Here is a 14,245-nt window from a genome sequence, read left to right as displayed (position 1 = left end):
GCCCGCGGGTGGGCATCGTACGTGCCGTCATCGTAGGTAATCTGCCGTGTGCGCGGTGGACCCGGACCGCAGCATTCCAGCCAGCCGATCACAGACGCACACCTGGAGGCCACTGTGGCGACGAAGACGGCGACCGGTGGTCTCAGCCGAATCACCATCGTGGCTCCGCGTACCCGGATGGATCTGGCGCTGCCGTCGGACGTGCCGTTGGCCGACCTGCTCCCCACCCTGCTGCGCTACGCCGGTGAGGACATGGCCGACGAGGGTGCGCGGCACGGCGGATGGGCACTGTCCCGATTGGGCGGTGCCCCCCTCGACGGTGGTCGTACCGCTGCGCAGCTCAGCGTCCGCGACGGTGAGGTGCTCTACTTCAACCCCCGCTCCGACGCCGCACCGGAGATCGTCTTCGACGACGTGGTGGACGCGGTCGCCACCGCCACCAACCAGCGCCCCGGCGCCTGGCAGGTCGGCGCGACCCGCTCCTTCGCTGTGGTCTTCGCGGCGGCGGCGTTCGGCGCCGGCGCGCTGGCTGCCCTCTTCGCTGGTCCGCCCCACCTGCCCGGCGCGTTGGCCGCGCTGCTGGTAGCGGTGGCGCTGCTGGTGGGCTCGGCGGTGCTGTCCAGGGCCGCCGGTGACAGCGGCATCGGCTCGGTGCTGGCCCTGGTCGCCCTGGTGCACGCGGCCACCGGTGGCCTGCTGCTGCTCGCCGGTGATCGAGCGCTGACCGACCTGGCCAGTCCGCATGTCCTTGTCGCGGCGACCGCCGCCGTGGTGGCCGGCGCGGTGGCCGTGCTGGCGGTCGGCGACCGGTACCCCCTCTTCTTCGCGGCGATCGGTGTCGCGGCCGCGACCGGCCTGGGCGCGGTGCTCTGCCTGGCCCTCGGCCTCGACGCGGCGGCCTCCGCCGCGGTGGTGGCGGCTGTCGCGTTCGGCGTGGTGCCGGCGCTGCCGATGATGGCCTACCGGCTGGCCCGGCTGCCGGTGCCGTCGATTCCGACCGGCCCGGAGGACCTGAAGACCGACAGCGAGTCGGTGGACGGCAGGCAGGTGCTCCAGCAGAGTGAGCGCGCCGACCAGTTCCTCACCGGTCTGCTGTGGACGGTGTCGCTGCTGGTGCTGGGCGCGCAACTCGTGCTGGCCCTGGACGGGCGCCTGCCCGCGGTGCTGCTGTGCCTGGTGCTGGCCCTGCTGGCGCTGCTGCGGGCCCGCCCCCTCCTGGGCCGGGCCCAGCGCACCCCGGTGCTGCTGGCAGGCACCGTGGGTCTGGGCCTGGCCGCCGCGACCACGTTCGCCGGTGGGTCGCTGCCGGTCCGGCTCGGCCTGATCCTGGGCGGTCTGGTGCTCGCCGCGGTGATCAGCCTGATCTACGGTCTGACCGTCGCCGGCAAGCGCATCTCGCCGGTCTGGGGTCGCCTGCTCGACATCGCCGAGATCCTGCTCATCATCTCGCTGGTGCCGCTCGCCTTCTGGGTCTGCGGCCTCTACGGCTGGATCGTCAACCTCCGACCCTGACCGCGCGCCGCCGCCGCACCGGTCAGCGCGACCGCGGACCGGCGGAGACGCCCAGCGCCGACGCGACCGGAGCGGTCGCGTAGACGCCCGGAGCATGCTGGCCGTCCATCGGCCGGGTGGACGCGCCGACCCGGCCGGCGACCTCACGAACCACCTTGACCAGGGCCTCGACGTGGTTGTCCATCGCGGCAACCCGCAGCAGCGGTGCCGCCACCCGACCGTCCGACGAGACGGTCACGGCCACCGTGTGCGACGGCGCCGAGGTCGCGGTGATCGCGTCGACCAGCGGACCGAGCTGCGCGTCGAAGCGGCCCCGCAGCGCCATGCAGCGGTGCGTCCAGCCGCCGCCCCGCAACCCACGCCAACTCTCCGCCGGCGCCTCGGGCACCAGGTCCAGACCGGCGGCCGAGACGATGGCCGCGCGTAGCTCCTCCCGGCCCAGCGGGCGATGGGCCAGCCCCGCCGAGGTCAGCGCCTTGCCGAGCCGGCCGATCCCGGCCGCCACCGTCCGGTGTACGCCGGTCAGCCCGCCGCCCCGGCTCACGGCCTCGACCCGCGCGTCCCGGACGGTGAGCCGCACCGCGACCCACACGGTCCGGTGGGCAGCCGGCGGCGCACCGGGTGCCGGGTACCAGACCAACGTGTGCGCGACGATCTGGGCCCGGGAGACCGGGGCGCTGAAGTCCGCGAGCACCCGCAGCGCGTGGTCCACCGCGGCGGCGTCGACGGAGCCGACCGCCGCACCGGTCGCGGACTGCAGGGCGACGGCCGCGAACCAGCCCTGGTCGTCCCGCCCGATGCCGAGCCGGGTGCCCCGGTCGGTCAGCTCGATGACGCTCAGCTCGGGAGCGAGCGCAGCCAACCTCGGGTCGGTCGCCGTACCGCTGGCCAGCGCTGCCGACGCCCGATCGCCGCGTCGCCGCAACCGCTGGCGCAGCAACAGGTCCTCGAACCACCAGCGGCCACCCCGACGGGCGAAGGCGGCCAGGACCACCAGCAGCGCCGTGGCGCCGGCCGCGGCGAGCACCCAGCTGGGTCCGGCGGTGGCGGCCCAGACGCCGACCAGGCACAACTCCAGTACGACGAGCTGCCCGACCAGCACGGGGCCGACCCGCCCACGGCCGGGCCGCTCGGCCGGGGGCGCCGGCCGGGTCGGAACGTCGACAGGGTCCGTGACCGCTCGGACGGGTGCCGCCTGAACCTGCGTCATCGCTGACTGTCCCTCCTGCACGGTACGACTCTGCGCCGGGGTCTCCTCCGGTGCCGGCCACGAGCGGTGGTCCCAAGGAACCACCGTCGGCCCCTTATCGTAGGGAAGCCCGCGACGGCACTCCGACCCTGATCGTCGCGGATCCACCCCGCCGGAGGTAAGTCATGCGGACCCGCCGCGATCAGGTGCAGGCGTACCGCTTCGTCACCCGCCGCATCGTCTCCGCGTTGCTGTCGGGCGATCCGGAGACCACCAACCTGCCGATGCGACGGCTCGGCATGGCCGTCTTCGGCAGTGTCCTCACCGCGGCCATCGTGCTCGGCGGGGTGGGTGCCTACGGGCAGTTGACCGGTGGCGCGGCGCCGCTGGACGACCAGACCCTCGTCATCGAACGGGAAACCGGCGCGACGTACGTCTTCATCGAGGGCAAGCTGCACCCGACGCTGAACTACACCTCGGCGCGCCTCATCGTGAACGACGCGAGTGCCCAGGTGCGGACGATGTCCCAGGCGTCGCTGCGGGACCGGCCCCGCGGCGTCACCGTCGGCATCGTCGGGGCACCGGACGCCCTGCCGGACCGCAAGTCACTGACCGGGCTGCCCTGGTCGGTCTGCGACGTGCCCGACCCGGTCGACAGGCAGCGGTCCAGCACCCGGCTGGTGATCGACCGGGCCCTGCCCGGCGGCACGCCGCTGGGTGACCGGGCGGTGCTGGTCTCGGTGAACGACCAGCGATACCTGGTCACCAACAACACCCGGCTCCAACTGCTCGATCCGTCCCGCACGATCACGGCGCTACGGATGGCCGGCACCGAGCGACTCCAGGTCGGGCAGCAGTTGCTCAACGCCGTGCCGGCCGGGCCACCGCTGCGCCGGCCGTCGCTGCCGGGTGAGGGGGAGCCCAGCAGTCGCACGGTGGCCGGGCAGACGCACGACGTCGGTTCGGTGTTCAAGGCCGCCGGGCGGCACTACGTGCTGACCCGGGACGCTCTCGTCTCGATCAGTGAGATCACCGCTCTGCTGCTCGTCAGCAACGGCGGTCGGATCACCGACATCACCCCGAACCAGGCGAGCGAGGCGTTCGAGGAGCGGCGGATCGAGGAGGAGGGGGTGCCCTCGACGATGCCCGCCCTCTACCCGGCCCAGCCCGGTCAGACCACGCTGTGCGCGACGTACCGCAAGGGCACCGCGGGCGGCCCGCCGACCACCACACTGGAGGTCTTCGACCGGGTGCCAACCGAGTTGACCGACAGCGATCCGGGCCTGGTGCCGGTGCGCCAGACCAGGCGCGACGCCGTACGCACCGCCGAGGCGGTGCTGCTGCCCGGCGGCAAGGGTGTCATCGCACAGGCCTCACCCGGCGCCGGGACCAGCGGTTCCGGCGCCGCCGGGTCGACGATCTACCTGATCAGCCCGCAGGGCATCCGGTATCCGCTCGGCTCGGCGGCGACACTGGACGTGCTCGGCTACGGCGGGATCACCCCGCTGGCGGTGCCCGGCTCCCTGCTCGCCCTGATCCCGACCGGGCCGACTCTGGATCGCGAGGACGCATTCGCCGTCTTCACTGCCGACGGTCCGGCACCGTCCGCACCACCGTCGGCCGCGTCGGAGCCCGGCTCACCATCCGCTGCGCCGCCCTCGGGCACGCCGTCCGCGGCGCCACCGTCGGGGTCGTCGTCCGCGGCGCCACCGTCGGGGTCGGCCAGTGGCAGCCCGTCGAGCGGTGGGACCGGCGGGGGGTCCACGGAATCGACCGACGCCGACGGCTGAGCAGCTTCGACGGGTCGCCCGGAGTCGCACTGGTGGACTAACCTGAATGTCGCTGACGGTTGTCAACCAGAACGACGGGGATGTTGCCATGGCCGGGCGTACGGAAGTCGACCTGTTGTCCCTTGAGGACTTCCACGAGCACCTGGCGTCGCGGTTGAGTCAGGCCGAGTCGGTGCTGCGCAAGCTCAACACCGAGATGCAGTGCCGTCCTCCGGCGCTGGGCTCGTTCTTCGACGCCACCGACAAGGCGCGTCGCTACAGCGAGGTCCACCAGTCCTATGTCGAGCAGGCCGAACGAATCCGGCAGGCGGTGCTGGCGGCACAGCAGGCGACCAGCACGATCCTGAGCAACTACCGCACCGCCGAGGCGCGTAACGCCGCCAACGCCGACGACGTCACCGCCGCGCTGACCCCTGTCGACCGGGCGTTGCAGCCGAAGGAGGACGGGCGTGTCTGAATACACCCAGCGCTACCAGGACAACAGCCACCAGCAGCTGTACGACGGCCTGATGGCGGGCAAGCCGGAGCAGATCGAGGGCGTGGCCACCCAGTGGGCCGAGCTCAAGGGCATCCTCGACGGCCTCGGCCGGGAGTTGAGCGGCGACCTCGACAAGCTGAGCAACACGTGGACGGGTTCGGCGGGTCGGGAGTTCCACCGGCGACTCAGCTTCATCGTCGCCCACAGCGACGCGTTGGGCGAAGGGATGGCCGGCATCAAGCAGGGGTTGACCATGATGGCCGACCATCTGCGCGCCGCCCACAAGGAGGCCGAGAGCCCTGAGGAGACCGACGACAACGACAAGGCGATCGGCGGTGCGATCAAGGGTGGTGCCACCTTCGGGCTGACCGGTCTGATCATCGGGGGCATCGCGGGTCACCAGCAGGACAAGGCAGAGCAGGAGAAGGCCCACCAGCGGATGGTGAACCTGGTGGCCGGCCTGGCCAACAGTTACGAGATCTCCGCCTACGACCGGGTTGTCGAACCACCCCCGCCCGACCCGGACACTCCGACCACCGCCCGCAAGGATCCGACGACTCCACAGAGTGTCTCGGCCATCGCCAGGGTGTCCGGCGGTCCCACCACCGGCGCTGACACCGCGCGCACCGGTGACGCGACCATCTCGTCGCCCGACCGCGTTGCCCAACTGCCGGGCGACGGTTCGACTCCGGGTGAGGTCGGCTCGGGCACCGGTGGCAGCCCGGCTGTCGGCGCCGCGCCGATCGGCGTTGGCAGCGACCTCGCTGACCGCGGCACCTCCCTCGCCGGAGCCGACCCCCTCGTCGGTGGCGCGCTGCTCGGCGGTGGTGCCGCCGGGCTGGTCGGGCTGTCCGGGCCGGCCGGCGCGCCCCCTGCGGCGAGCACCGGTCCCGGCCTGCTCTACGGAGCACAGGGCGGGTCACCGGCCGGCGGGGTGTTGCGCAGCGGCGCGCTCGCGGGCTCGGGCAACGCACCCCCCGCCTCGGCTCGACCGACCGGCGGTGGTGCTCCCCCGGCGGAGACCCGCGCCGCCAACGGGGTCGGGCGCAGCATCGACGGCCAACGCGGTGGCAGCGGCGGGCGCCCGGCCATGACCGGCGGCAACGCCCGGCCGGGGTCCGGCGGCGGCCGGCCCGGTGTGCTCGGCGGGCAGGGTCGAGCGCAGGACGACGACTCCGACGAGCGGCTGACCTGGTTGACCGAGGACGAGATGGTGTGGCAGGGCGACGACAAGGCCGCGCCTCCGGTGCTCGGCACAAGCGACTGATGACGGCCTGACGCCGGCACACACCACCAGCGGTGCCGCCCCCGGCGACGCACGGTGCCCCCGATCGGACCCGCTCCGGTCGGGGGCGCTGCCATTCCTGGGCCCCGACCGTCGGCGTCCACAGTGCGCATGGTGGTGGCGGTCACGCCCGCGCCGTCCATCGCCGTGCTGCGGTAGGCCAGGACGGACGATAGGTTGGTCTGGTGTCGTCCGCAGCGTCTGTCCGCCCAGCCAGGTGGGCTGTGCTGCGATCACTGCGGGAACTGACCCGCCTGGCGGTCACCGCGCTGGTGCTCGCGGTCGGCCTCGGTGCCGCTCTCGCCGCGACCCCACCGCCCGCCCCCACGCAGCTGCGGCCCAGTGCCGTGAGCAGCCGGGTGCCGAGTGTCCGCCCCGATGCCGTTCCGGCCAACCAGCGGGCCGCCCAGCCCGCTGAAGCCCCGCCGGCTGGCACGTTCGATACCGCCACGGTGACCGGTCCGGTCGCGGCGGGCCCGGTGCACGTCCCGGCCATCGATCCCGGCCGTGGCTCTCCTGCACGACGCGGCCCGCCCGCCCGCTGAGCCAGGCCCGGCGACCCCCGGGGCCCGATCCCGGCTGATCATCCCGCACGGCACCCTGAGGTCGCCGTCGACGGGACCATCCCGCCACCGGGCCGACCGGCGATACCGGGCCCTCTGCCGCCCGTCGATACCCGCCTTCGACCGCGAGGTGCTGATCATGCAAACCATCCTCTCCGCCGTCCTGCCAGACATCTCCCGGGCCGCCGTCATCTGGCTGAGCCTGCTCGGGGTGGTAGCCGTCGCTGTCTCCACTCTCCTGCTGCGGCCCGGCCGATTCCGCTTCGACCCGGGCTCCCGGATCCGTCGCGCCGCCATGCCGAGCCACCTTGAGCAGGCGCAGGAGGAGCGGGAGCAGAGCCGCTACGCGCAGGAGGTCGCGGTGGCGGCGGAGCGGGCGACCACCACAGTGCGGCGCCGCCGGGAGGAGTGGGTGGCCGCGCAGGAGGCGGTCGAGGCGGCCTGGCTGGCGTACGAGGCGGCCGAGGCCGGCGTACGGCGGCTCGACGCGGCGGCCGCGATGCCGCTGCCGCACACCGCACGGACCCCCGCGGAGTACGCGGACCGCGAGCGCTACCTGCACCGGGCGGCACTGGATGCGTACTGGCGGCGGGAGCTGTCGGTGGAGCAGCTCAGCGACGTCTTCGCGCACCGCGACGGCTGGGACCCGCGACTGCACCCGGTCGAGCAGGAGCTGGTGCTCCAGCGGGCGATCCGAGACAACCTGGCGGCCCGGCACGCCGCAGCCCGCGAGCGGGAGCAGACCGCGTGGCGGGCGGCAGAGTTGGCGGTGGCCGCGGCTCGCAGTCTGCGCGAGGAGGCGTACGCCGCGACCGGTCGACGGGTCGCCGAGTCGGCGTCGGTGCTGCCGCTGAGCGAGGTTGCCCGACCGGTGGGCGCGCAGCCTCGGGAGAACGTCGAGCAGACCCGGGAGAACAAGGTGACCGCGCGCGGCCGTGCGACGGTGCCCGCGTTCTGAGCCGCGCGGGCTCGGGTGGGTTAGCGTGACGGCATGTCCCGACAGGCGTGGGTCCTCGTGGTGATCGCCAGCATCCTGGCGCTCGCCACACTGGTCGGTGCCGTGGTGCTGGCGGTGCGGGTGGTGCGTACCCGGCGGATGCTGACCGGGCTCGGCGCGGGCGGCAAGGTCGCCTTCTACGGGGCGTTGATCTACACGATCTTCCCGGTCGACGTGCTGCCGGACCCGATCTACCTGGACGACATGGGCGTCCTGGCCGCCGCGCTGATCTACCTGACCCGGCTGGTGCACCAACGTCGGGCGGCGGGTCGGCAGCTGCCCGGTCAGCCGGACGCGCCGACGGATCGGAGTCAGGTGCGCCGCCGCGTGCCATGATCGGGGTCGGTTCGGCGGACAGGGGACGGGGCATGACGGGCGATCATCGGTTGGACGTGCACGATGAGCGGGTTGTCGCCTTCTGCGCCGAACGACACCTGGCGACGCTGACCACACTGCGGGCGGACGGCACCCCACACGTCGTACCGGTCGGGGTGACTCTCGACCCGGCGGCCGGCCTGGCCCGGGTCATCACCTCCGGCGTCTCCCGGAAGGCCCGCCAGGTGGCGGCTGCCGGCGCGGCGGGCGCTGCGGTGGCCGTGTGCCACGTGGATGGCCGCCGCTGGTTGACGATCGAGGGCCGCGCGGTGCTGCGGTCGGATCCGGCCGCCGTGGCCGAGGCGGAGCGGCGGTACGCCGAGCGGTATCGGACACCACGGCCGAATCCGGAGCGGGTGGTCATCGAGATCACCGTGACCAGGCTATTGGGCAGTCTCTGAGCTGACAGTTTGTCCCCGACGACCGGTTCGGGTCGGGCAGGGACGCCGCGCGACACCGGTGCCCGCAGTCGGCGGAATTCTCCGTGGAGCAGAGCGGTTACGCCCTCGGTACGCCCAGGGCCGAGACCACCGATGGTCGGCCGTGTTGCGCCGAGCGCCATTCCCGGTGCTGCCGCCCTCCGCTGGCCGGAGGCGCCAACCCCCGAACGGAGACTCGACCATGAACCCGATCGTCCAGAAGAGCGGCCTGTCCGTCGTCGGCCTGCTCGTCGCCGGCGGCTGCGCCCTCGGCCCTGCGGTGGCCGCGCAGGCCGCCCCGGCTCAGGCGGCCCCGGCCTCGTCGAGCCAGAACGACCGGCACGCCGAGCGGATCCTCGGCGTCGACTACCAGGCCCAGCCGAACTTCTACTACTGCGGCCCGGCCGCGACCCGGATCGCGTTGTCCGCCCAGGGCAAGGCGCTGTCCCAGGACGAGGTGGCTCGGCTGCTCGGTACCACCGAGGCGGGTACCCCCTCCGCCCTGGACACCACCCGGGTGCTGAACGAGCTGACCGGTGGCAAGTACCGGACCACCGAGATCCGTGATTCGGTGGCCCGCCCCGACCAGGTCGAGCAGCTGCGCCGTGACGTGCTGGCGGCGGTGGACGCCGGTCGCCCGGTGGTGGCCAACATCAAGGGCACGACGGTGGATACCGACGGCAACCCGCACTCGTACGAGGGTGGCCACTACCTGACCCTGGTCGGCTACCGCGACGGTGGTGACACGATCCGGGTCGCCGACCCGGCCGACCCGGCGTTGGGCGAGTACTGGATGAGCCTGCCGAAGGTCGCCAACTGGATCGCCGAGCGCGGCTACTCCTCCTGATCACCACGGTTCACCGGGCCGGCCTCTCCCGTGCGGGGAGGCCGGCCCGACCGTCGTTACGGGCCCGGGCGGCGAGGTGCGCGCGTCGACGGGCTCGGGCGGCTCGCGTCGGTCGGGCCCGGTGCAGTTGTCGGCGGACCGGCGGGTGGATCTCCGCCTCGCCGGCTCCGGCCGCCCGGCGCACGATCCGATTGGCGTCCTCGGGTTCGGAACCGGCGGCCCGGAGCAGGTCGCTGGCTGCGGTGCGCAGTCCGGTGACGAGGGATTCGCCGAACGACTTGACGCCGGTCGCGGATGCCCGCCCGGCCAATTCTGCACACTCCTCGATCAACCGGCGGGTCCGTCGAGGGTCGTCACCGACCCTGCACTCCACCCGCATCTCCGCCACCGCCTGACCCAATCGGGCCATCGCCTCCGGCAGCTCCGGCGGAATCGGTTCGTCGTACTGCAACGCGGTGGTCGACCAACGGGCCATGGCGCGGGTGTCCAGCAGCAGCCGTTCCAGGTGACCCGCGCTGCGGGCGTAGCGGTGGTACTGCTGTCGACGGTGCCAGCGCACGGGGGCGATCGTCACCACCTCCTCGGCGCCGCTGAGCGCATCGTGCAACCGGCCCAGGTCGTCGTCGGTGCCGCGGAGCCGCTCCAGGACACCCATGGTCCCGGCGCCGTCGCGCTCCCGCAGCGCACGCGCCAGCTCGGCGAGTTGCTCGCAGAGGATCGTGAAGATCGGTGCCGCGGCCCGGTCCAGCACCCGCATCGGGTTGATCGGCAACAGGAGCGCGACAACCACCAGGCCGACAGCCCCACCGACCAGCGCGTCGAAGATCCGGGGCACCTCCAGGCCACGCTCCATCGGGGCCAGCGTGGCGATCAGCACGGCGGTACCGCCGGCCTGACCGACAAGCGGACCACCCTTTCCCGCGACCAGCAACGCGGCGGCGATGGCCAGCGCGACCACCACGCCGGTCTGCCACGGGCCCGAGCCGAGCAGGAATCGCAGCGTGTCACCGATGACGATGCCCAGGGCCACGCCGCCCAACAGTTCGAAGGTCCGGCGGGCCCGCTGCCCGATGGCGGTGGCGATCGTGCCGACGGCGGCGGCGGGGGCGAAGACGTGCGATCCGGGGCCGAGCAGATTCTTGGCGAGCAGGGCGGCGATGGCCGCGGCCAGCCCCGCCTGGATGGAGATCACCAGGGTGACCTCCCACTGCCGGGCCCGGATCCGGCCGGCCTGCCCGCCACGGTGCCGCACCCGCCGGACCGTCCGCTCGGCGGTCTCATCGAACCGCGACTGATCGCGGTCGGCGGGTGGGCGGTCGGCGGCCATGGCGGCGGTTACCCCGGCGGCGGCAGGGCAATCGTGGCGGCCGGGTCACCACCGCCACCGCCAGCACCACGGACACCGTCGGACGCATCGTCAACCATGGGTTCGCGCAGCCCGGTGGGGGTACCAGAGCCACACACCTCCCACCGATCCGCAACCGGTAAGGGGCCGTGACATGACCAATCCACCGACCACCGACGACCACGATGTCGTCGACATCCTGGTCTCCGATCATCGTGAGATCGAGGCAGTCCTCGTCGAGTTGGCGACCCGGCAGGGCACCCCCGAGCACCGCCGACGCCTCGCCGACGTGGTGATCGCCGAACTCGTCCGCCACTCGGTGGCCGAGGAGGCGTACGTGTATCCGGTCGCCCGAAAGGTGCTGCCCGACGGCAACGAGATCGCCGACCGGGAGATCGCGGAGCACGCCGACGCCGAGCGGACCATGAAGGAGTTGGAGTCCGTCGACGCGTCCGACGCCCGCTTCGACCAGCTGCTCGCCCACCTGACCAGCACCGTCCGACACCACGTGACGGAAGAGGAGAAGGAACTCTTTCCCCGGCTGCGCGCGGCGACGGCTCGGGAGGAACTCGTCGAGATCGCCGCCCAGGTGACGGCGATCAAGGAGATCGGGCCGACCCGGCCACATCCGGGGAGCCCGGAGCACCCACCGGCGAACAAACTGCTCGCACCCGGCCTCGGTCTCGTCGACCGGTTGCGCGACGCGTTGAGCGGCCGGCCCACCTCGATGGACGACCTACGCGACAAGCGCTGACCCGGCCATCATCCGGACCCGGCACTCCCGGGTCGCCGACGGCTCGGCGGCCCGGGAGGAGCGCGCAGGGTCAGCGGCCCGGGAGGAGCGCGCAGGGTCAGCGGACCTGGTCGCCCTCACCGGTGCGCGCCTGGGCCTGGTCCACGCCCTTGTCGATCTGATCGCCGTACTTGCCGCCGGTGCGCTTGTCGGCCATGTCGCCGGCCTTCTCCGCGCCCTGGTCGACCTGCTTGTCATGCTTGTCCGCGAAGTCCTTGGCCTTGTCCATGAAGTCACCCACGGTGTTCCTCCTCAGTCCGGTCCGTCCCCTTCGCGTTCCCTCGGCCGGACCACGCAAACGCCGCCGCTCCGGACGTGATTCGCGAACACCCGCCCACGTCATTCCGGCCGACGTACGATCCGCGCGGGCGACGGCCAGCGATTCGGGTGTCGGGGCACGGCCGACCGGGTACCGACCTCGTCGACATCGAGGAGGACCGACATGGCCGCAGAGGAACCCGGACCGACAGGCGGCCCCGGGCCGCGCCAGACCTGGGCGGCGCTGCCGTGGCTGGTCCGGACCGCTGTGTTGTGGAGCGCCTGCCTGGTGGTGATCGCCGCTGGGCTCTACCTGCTCGGCCGGATCGCCGTCCTGTTGGCGCCGCTGGCCATCGCGCTGGCCGCCACCATCTTCCTCACCGCGCTCCTCGACCCGGTCCTGCTGCTGCTGCGCCGGTTGCGCCTGCCGGCGGCGCTGGCCGCGCTCTGCACCGTACTGGTGCTGCTCGGCATCCTGGTCGGCGTCGGCGCCCTGGTGTGGAACCTGACCGCCAGCCAGTTCGATCAGCTCAGCCAGGAGTTGACGCAGGGGGTCGAACGCAGCCGCGACTTCGTGACGTCCACCCTGCCGGTCAGCGAGGCACAGCTGGACCGGCTGGTCGACCAGGCCCGGGAAGGGCTCAGCGGCAGCTCTCCGGACCCGGTGGCCGGCGCCCGGACCGCCACCGAGGTGTTCGGCTCCGCGCTGCTGGCTCTGGTGCTGCTCTTCTTCCTGCTCAAGGACGGCCGGTCGATGTGGCACTGGGTGCTGTCCCGGGTCTCCGGCCCGAACCAACCCGTGCTGGCCGAGGCCGGCCGGGCCGGTTGGCGGACGTTGGGCGCGTACAGCCGGGGCACCATGTTCATCGCCGCGATCGACGCGCTGGGCATCGGGCTGGCTCTCGTGGTGCTGCGGGTGCCACTCGCCCTGCCGCTTGCGTTGATCACGTTTCTCGGTGGGTTCGTGCCGATCATCGGGGCGACGGTGGCCGGTGCGGTGGCGGTGCTGGTGGCGCTGGCCGCGAACGGTCCCACCACAGCGCTACTCACCCTCGCGGCGGTGATCGCCGTGCAGCAGATCGAGGGCAACCTGCTGGAGCCGCTGGTGATGAAGCGGCAGGTCCGACTGCATCCGGCGGTGATCCTGGTGGCGGTCACCGCAGGCACGCTGATCGCGGGCATCGCCGGCGCCTTCGTCAGCGTTCCGATCACCGCCGTCCTCTGGCGCGTCATCGACACCGTCCAGCAGCGCCGCTCGACCTCGGCTCTCCTGCCCTCAGAATGATCACCGAGCGAGGTGCGTGGTGAACCAGGTGCCGGCCTGATCGGCGACCTGCTCAAGGGTGCCGGGCTCCTCGAAGAGATGGGTGGCGCCGGGGATCACCCCTAGCTCGCCGACCTGCCCCAACTCGGCCAGCGCCCGCTCGTTGAGCGTGATCACCTCTTCGTCCAGCCCGCCGACCAGGAGCAACGTGGGGGTACGCACCTGGGCCAGCGCGTTACCGGCCAGGTCCGGCCGACCACCCCGGCTGACCACCGCGGCCACCCGATCGGCGCGGGACGACGCCGCGACCAGGGCAGCGGCAGCACCTGTGCTGGCCCCGAACAGACCGATCGGCACATCGCCGGCGGGACGCTCGACGGCCAGCCAGTCGACGATCCCGGCCAGCCGACTGGCCAGCAGCCCGATGTCGAAGCGCAGTTCGGCTGTTCGCGCGTCCACCTCGTCCTCGGCCGGGGTGAGCAGGTCCGCCAGCACCGTGCCGAGTCCGCGGCCGTTCAACGTCCGGGCCACCGCCACATTGCGCGGGCTGTGCCGGGAACTGCCGCTGCCGTGCGCGAACAGCACCACGCCGACCGGCTGGGCGGGCAGCGTCAGGTCGGCGGGGAGTTGAGCGTCCCCGATCGGAATTGTCACGCTGCGCTGCTCGTCCATGCCCCCCACCTCCGCGTACTCGCCGGTGGTCCGGGTACCCCGCCCGCCGCCGGGCACGCACGCCGCGACGGCGTCACCCCGGGCCGTGGGCCCGCAGCCGTGCCGCGTTTGCCCGCTGGGGCGTCGGGTACGCGACGAGCGACCGCAGACCGTGTCGGCGCAGCCGCGCCCCGACGGATCGCGAGGATCGCCATGGCCAAGCAGCAGATTTCCCGGCAGCAGCAGCTGACCGAGCGAACCCAGCGTGAACAGGACGCCGAGCGCAACCAGGACGTCGGGGACCAGGATTTCGGGGACCAGGCCGCTTCGGCCCGGCTGCCCGACGACCCGAAGGCGGCGGCGCCCCGGGACGCGATCGGGCGTCCGTCGACCGGCGAGCCGGTCTGAGCGACCTGGGCCGGCGAGCCGGTCTGAGCAACCTAGGCCGGCGAGCGCCGGTCTGAGCGACCTGGGCCGGC

16 protein-coding genes are annotated in these 14,245 nt (G+C 72.9%); 12 read left to right on the top strand and 4 right to left on the bottom strand.

Going from position 1 to position 14,245, the window contains the following annotated elements:
- Nucleotides 1-114: 114 nt before the first annotated feature.
- On the top strand, nucleotides 115-1,512 hold the full coding sequence (eccD, locus tag OHB44_RS03610) for a type VII secretion integral membrane protein EccD (protein WP_266303815.1): 1,398 nt from the start codon (nucleotides 115-117) through the stop codon (nucleotides 1,510-1,512).
- A gap of 22 nt (nucleotides 1,513-1,534) precedes the next feature.
- Here the strand turns inward: eccD and OHB44_RS03605 are convergent, their stop codons facing one another.
- Nucleotides 1,535-2,722, bottom strand: coding sequence for a type VII secretion protein EccE (locus OHB44_RS03605; RefSeq protein WP_330439611.1), 1,188 nt, complete (start codon nucleotides 2,720-2,722; stop codon nucleotides 1,535-1,537).
- Nucleotides 2,723-2,886: 164 nt separating this feature from the next.
- Here OHB44_RS03605 and eccB point away from each other — a divergent pair, with 164 nt between their 5' ends.
- The 8 genes from eccB to OHB44_RS03565 all read left to right on the top strand — a co-directional run bounded on the left by eccB (nucleotide 2,887) and on the right by OHB44_RS03565 (nucleotide 9,455).
- Nucleotides 2,887-4,491 carry a type VII secretion protein EccB gene (gene eccB / locus OHB44_RS03600; protein ID WP_266303816.1) on the top strand — a complete coding sequence of 535 codons (1,605 nt, stop codon included), beginning with the start codon at nucleotides 2,887-2,889 and terminating at the stop codon, nucleotides 4,489-4,491.
- Nucleotides 4,492-4,537: 46 nt separating this feature from the next.
- Complete coding sequence (locus tag OHB44_RS03595; protein WP_238683779.1) at nucleotides 4,538-4,948, top strand: hypothetical protein; 411 nt, start codon at nucleotides 4,538-4,540, stop codon at nucleotides 4,946-4,948.
- On the top strand, nucleotides 4,941-6,236 hold the full coding sequence (locus tag OHB44_RS03590; RefSeq protein WP_330439610.1) for a WXG100 family type VII secretion target: 1,296 nt from the start codon (nucleotides 4,941-4,943) through the stop codon (nucleotides 6,234-6,236). Before OHB44_RS03595 ends, OHB44_RS03590 begins: the two co-directional genes overlap by 8 nt.
- 242 nt (nucleotides 6,237-6,478) lie before the next feature.
- Entirely contained in the window at nucleotides 6,479-6,799 is a 321-nt protein-coding gene (locus tag OHB44_RS03585; protein ID WP_330439609.1) for a hypothetical protein, read from the top strand.
- A gap of 157 nt (nucleotides 6,800-6,956) precedes the next feature.
- A complete protein-coding gene (locus OHB44_RS03580) occupies nucleotides 6,957-7,775 on the top strand; it encodes a hypothetical protein (RefSeq protein WP_330439608.1) in 819 nt (272 codons plus the stop codon).
- 33 nt (nucleotides 7,776-7,808) lie between these two features.
- On the top strand, nucleotides 7,809-8,150 hold the full coding sequence (locus OHB44_RS03575; protein WP_330439607.1) for a YkvA family protein: 342 nt from the start codon (nucleotides 7,809-7,811) through the stop codon (nucleotides 8,148-8,150).
- Between the two features lie 32 nt (nucleotides 8,151-8,182).
- A complete protein-coding gene (locus OHB44_RS03570) occupies nucleotides 8,183-8,590 on the top strand; it encodes a pyridoxamine 5'-phosphate oxidase family protein (RefSeq protein WP_330439606.1) in 408 nt (135 codons plus the stop codon).
- 220 nt (nucleotides 8,591-8,810) lie between these two features.
- A complete protein-coding gene (locus tag OHB44_RS03565; RefSeq protein WP_091395184.1) occupies nucleotides 8,811-9,455 on the top strand; it encodes a C39 family peptidase in 645 nt (214 codons plus the stop codon).
- A 10-nt stretch (nucleotides 9,456-9,465) separates the two neighbouring features.
- Here OHB44_RS03565 and OHB44_RS03560 read toward each other — a convergent pair whose 3' ends face one another.
- Nucleotides 9,466-10,782, bottom strand: coding sequence for an FUSC family protein (locus OHB44_RS03560; protein ID WP_238683785.1), 1,317 nt, complete (start codon nucleotides 10,780-10,782; stop codon nucleotides 9,466-9,468).
- Nucleotides 10,783-10,954: 172 nt separating this feature from the next.
- Between OHB44_RS03560 and OHB44_RS03555 the strand changes: the two genes are divergently transcribed.
- The gene (locus OHB44_RS03555; RefSeq protein WP_238683786.1) at nucleotides 10,955-11,554 is read left to right on the top strand and encodes a hemerythrin domain-containing protein; all 600 of its coding nucleotides are present in this window, start codon (nucleotides 10,955-10,957) and stop codon (nucleotides 11,552-11,554) included.
- Nucleotides 11,555-11,651: 97 nt separating this feature from the next.
- Here OHB44_RS03555 and OHB44_RS03550 read toward each other — a convergent pair whose 3' ends face one another.
- Nucleotides 11,652-11,822, bottom strand: coding sequence for an antitoxin (locus OHB44_RS03550; RefSeq protein ID WP_231393380.1), 171 nt, complete (start codon nucleotides 11,820-11,822; stop codon nucleotides 11,652-11,654).
- Nucleotides 11,823-12,035: 213 nt separating this feature from the next.
- On the opposite strand from OHB44_RS03550, the gene OHB44_RS03545 reads away from it, so the two are divergent.
- Entirely contained in the window at nucleotides 12,036-13,136 is a 1,101-nt protein-coding gene (locus tag OHB44_RS03545; RefSeq protein WP_238683787.1) for an AI-2E family transporter, read from the top strand.
- Here OHB44_RS03545 and OHB44_RS03540 read toward each other — a convergent pair whose 3' ends face one another.
- Complete coding sequence (locus OHB44_RS03540; protein ID WP_330439605.1) at nucleotides 13,137-13,787, bottom strand: dienelactone hydrolase family protein; 651 nt, start codon at nucleotides 13,785-13,787, stop codon at nucleotides 13,137-13,139.
- Between the two features lie 192 nt (nucleotides 13,788-13,979).
- Here OHB44_RS03540 and OHB44_RS03535 point away from each other — a divergent pair, with 192 nt between their 5' ends.
- Nucleotides 13,980-14,174, top strand: a complete 195-nt coding sequence (locus tag OHB44_RS03535) for a hypothetical protein (protein WP_091395197.1) — start codon at nucleotides 13,980-13,982, stop codon at nucleotides 14,172-14,174.
- Nucleotides 14,175-14,245: the final 71 nt, after the last annotated feature.

Origin of the sequence: Micromonospora sp. NBC_00821 (assembly GCF_036347035.1) — a bacterium.
In the GTDB taxonomy this organism is placed as follows: Bacteria; Actinomycetota; Actinomycetes; order Mycobacteriales; family Micromonosporaceae; genus Micromonospora; species Micromonospora hortensis.
The sequence above is the reverse complement of the archived record's forward strand: the minus strand, read 5'-3'. Positions and strand labels throughout refer to the sequence as shown.

What these genes read in the sequence shown, in the direction of transcription:
- OHB44_RS03605 (WP_330439611.1), bottom strand. Translation starts at nt 2,722, where the DNA reads ATGACGCAGGTTCAGGCGGCACCCGTCCGAGCGGTCACGGACCCTGTC.
- eccB (WP_266303816.1), top strand. Translation starts at nt 2,887, where the DNA reads ATGCGGACCCGCCGCGATCAGGTGCAGGCGTACCGCTTCGTCACCCGC.
- OHB44_RS03595 (WP_238683779.1), top strand. Translation starts at nt 4,538, where the DNA reads ATGTCGCTGACGGTTGTCAACCAGAACGACGGGGATGTTGCCATGGCC.
- OHB44_RS03580 (WP_330439608.1), top strand. Translation starts at nt 6,957, where the DNA reads ATGCAAACCATCCTCTCCGCCGTCCTGCCAGACATCTCCCGGGCCGCC.
- OHB44_RS03575 (WP_330439607.1), top strand. Translation starts at nt 7,809, where the DNA reads ATGTCCCGACAGGCGTGGGTCCTCGTGGTGATCGCCAGCATCCTGGCG.
- OHB44_RS03570 (WP_330439606.1), top strand. Translation starts at nt 8,183, where the DNA reads ATGACGGGCGATCATCGGTTGGACGTGCACGATGAGCGGGTTGTCGCC.
- OHB44_RS03565 (WP_091395184.1), top strand. Translation starts at nt 8,811, where the DNA reads ATGAACCCGATCGTCCAGAAGAGCGGCCTGTCCGTCGTCGGCCTGCTC.
- OHB44_RS03560 (WP_238683785.1), bottom strand. Translation starts at nt 10,782, where the DNA reads ATGGCCGCCGACCGCCCACCCGCCGACCGCGATCAGTCGCGGTTCGAT.
- OHB44_RS03555 (WP_238683786.1), top strand. Translation starts at nt 10,955, where the DNA reads ATGACCAATCCACCGACCACCGACGACCACGATGTCGTCGACATCCTG.
- OHB44_RS03550 (WP_231393380.1), bottom strand. Translation starts at nt 11,822, where the DNA reads ATGGACAAGGCCAAGGACTTCGCGGACAAGCATGACAAGCAGGTCGAC.
- OHB44_RS03545 (WP_238683787.1), top strand. Translation starts at nt 12,036, where the DNA reads ATGGCCGCAGAGGAACCCGGACCGACAGGCGGCCCCGGGCCGCGCCAG.
- OHB44_RS03540 (WP_330439605.1), bottom strand. Translation starts at nt 13,787, where the DNA reads ATGGACGAGCAGCGCAGCGTGACAATTCCGATCGGGGACGCTCAACTC.
- OHB44_RS03535 (WP_091395197.1), top strand. Translation starts at nt 13,980, where the DNA reads ATGGCCAAGCAGCAGATTTCCCGGCAGCAGCAGCTGACCGAGCGAACC.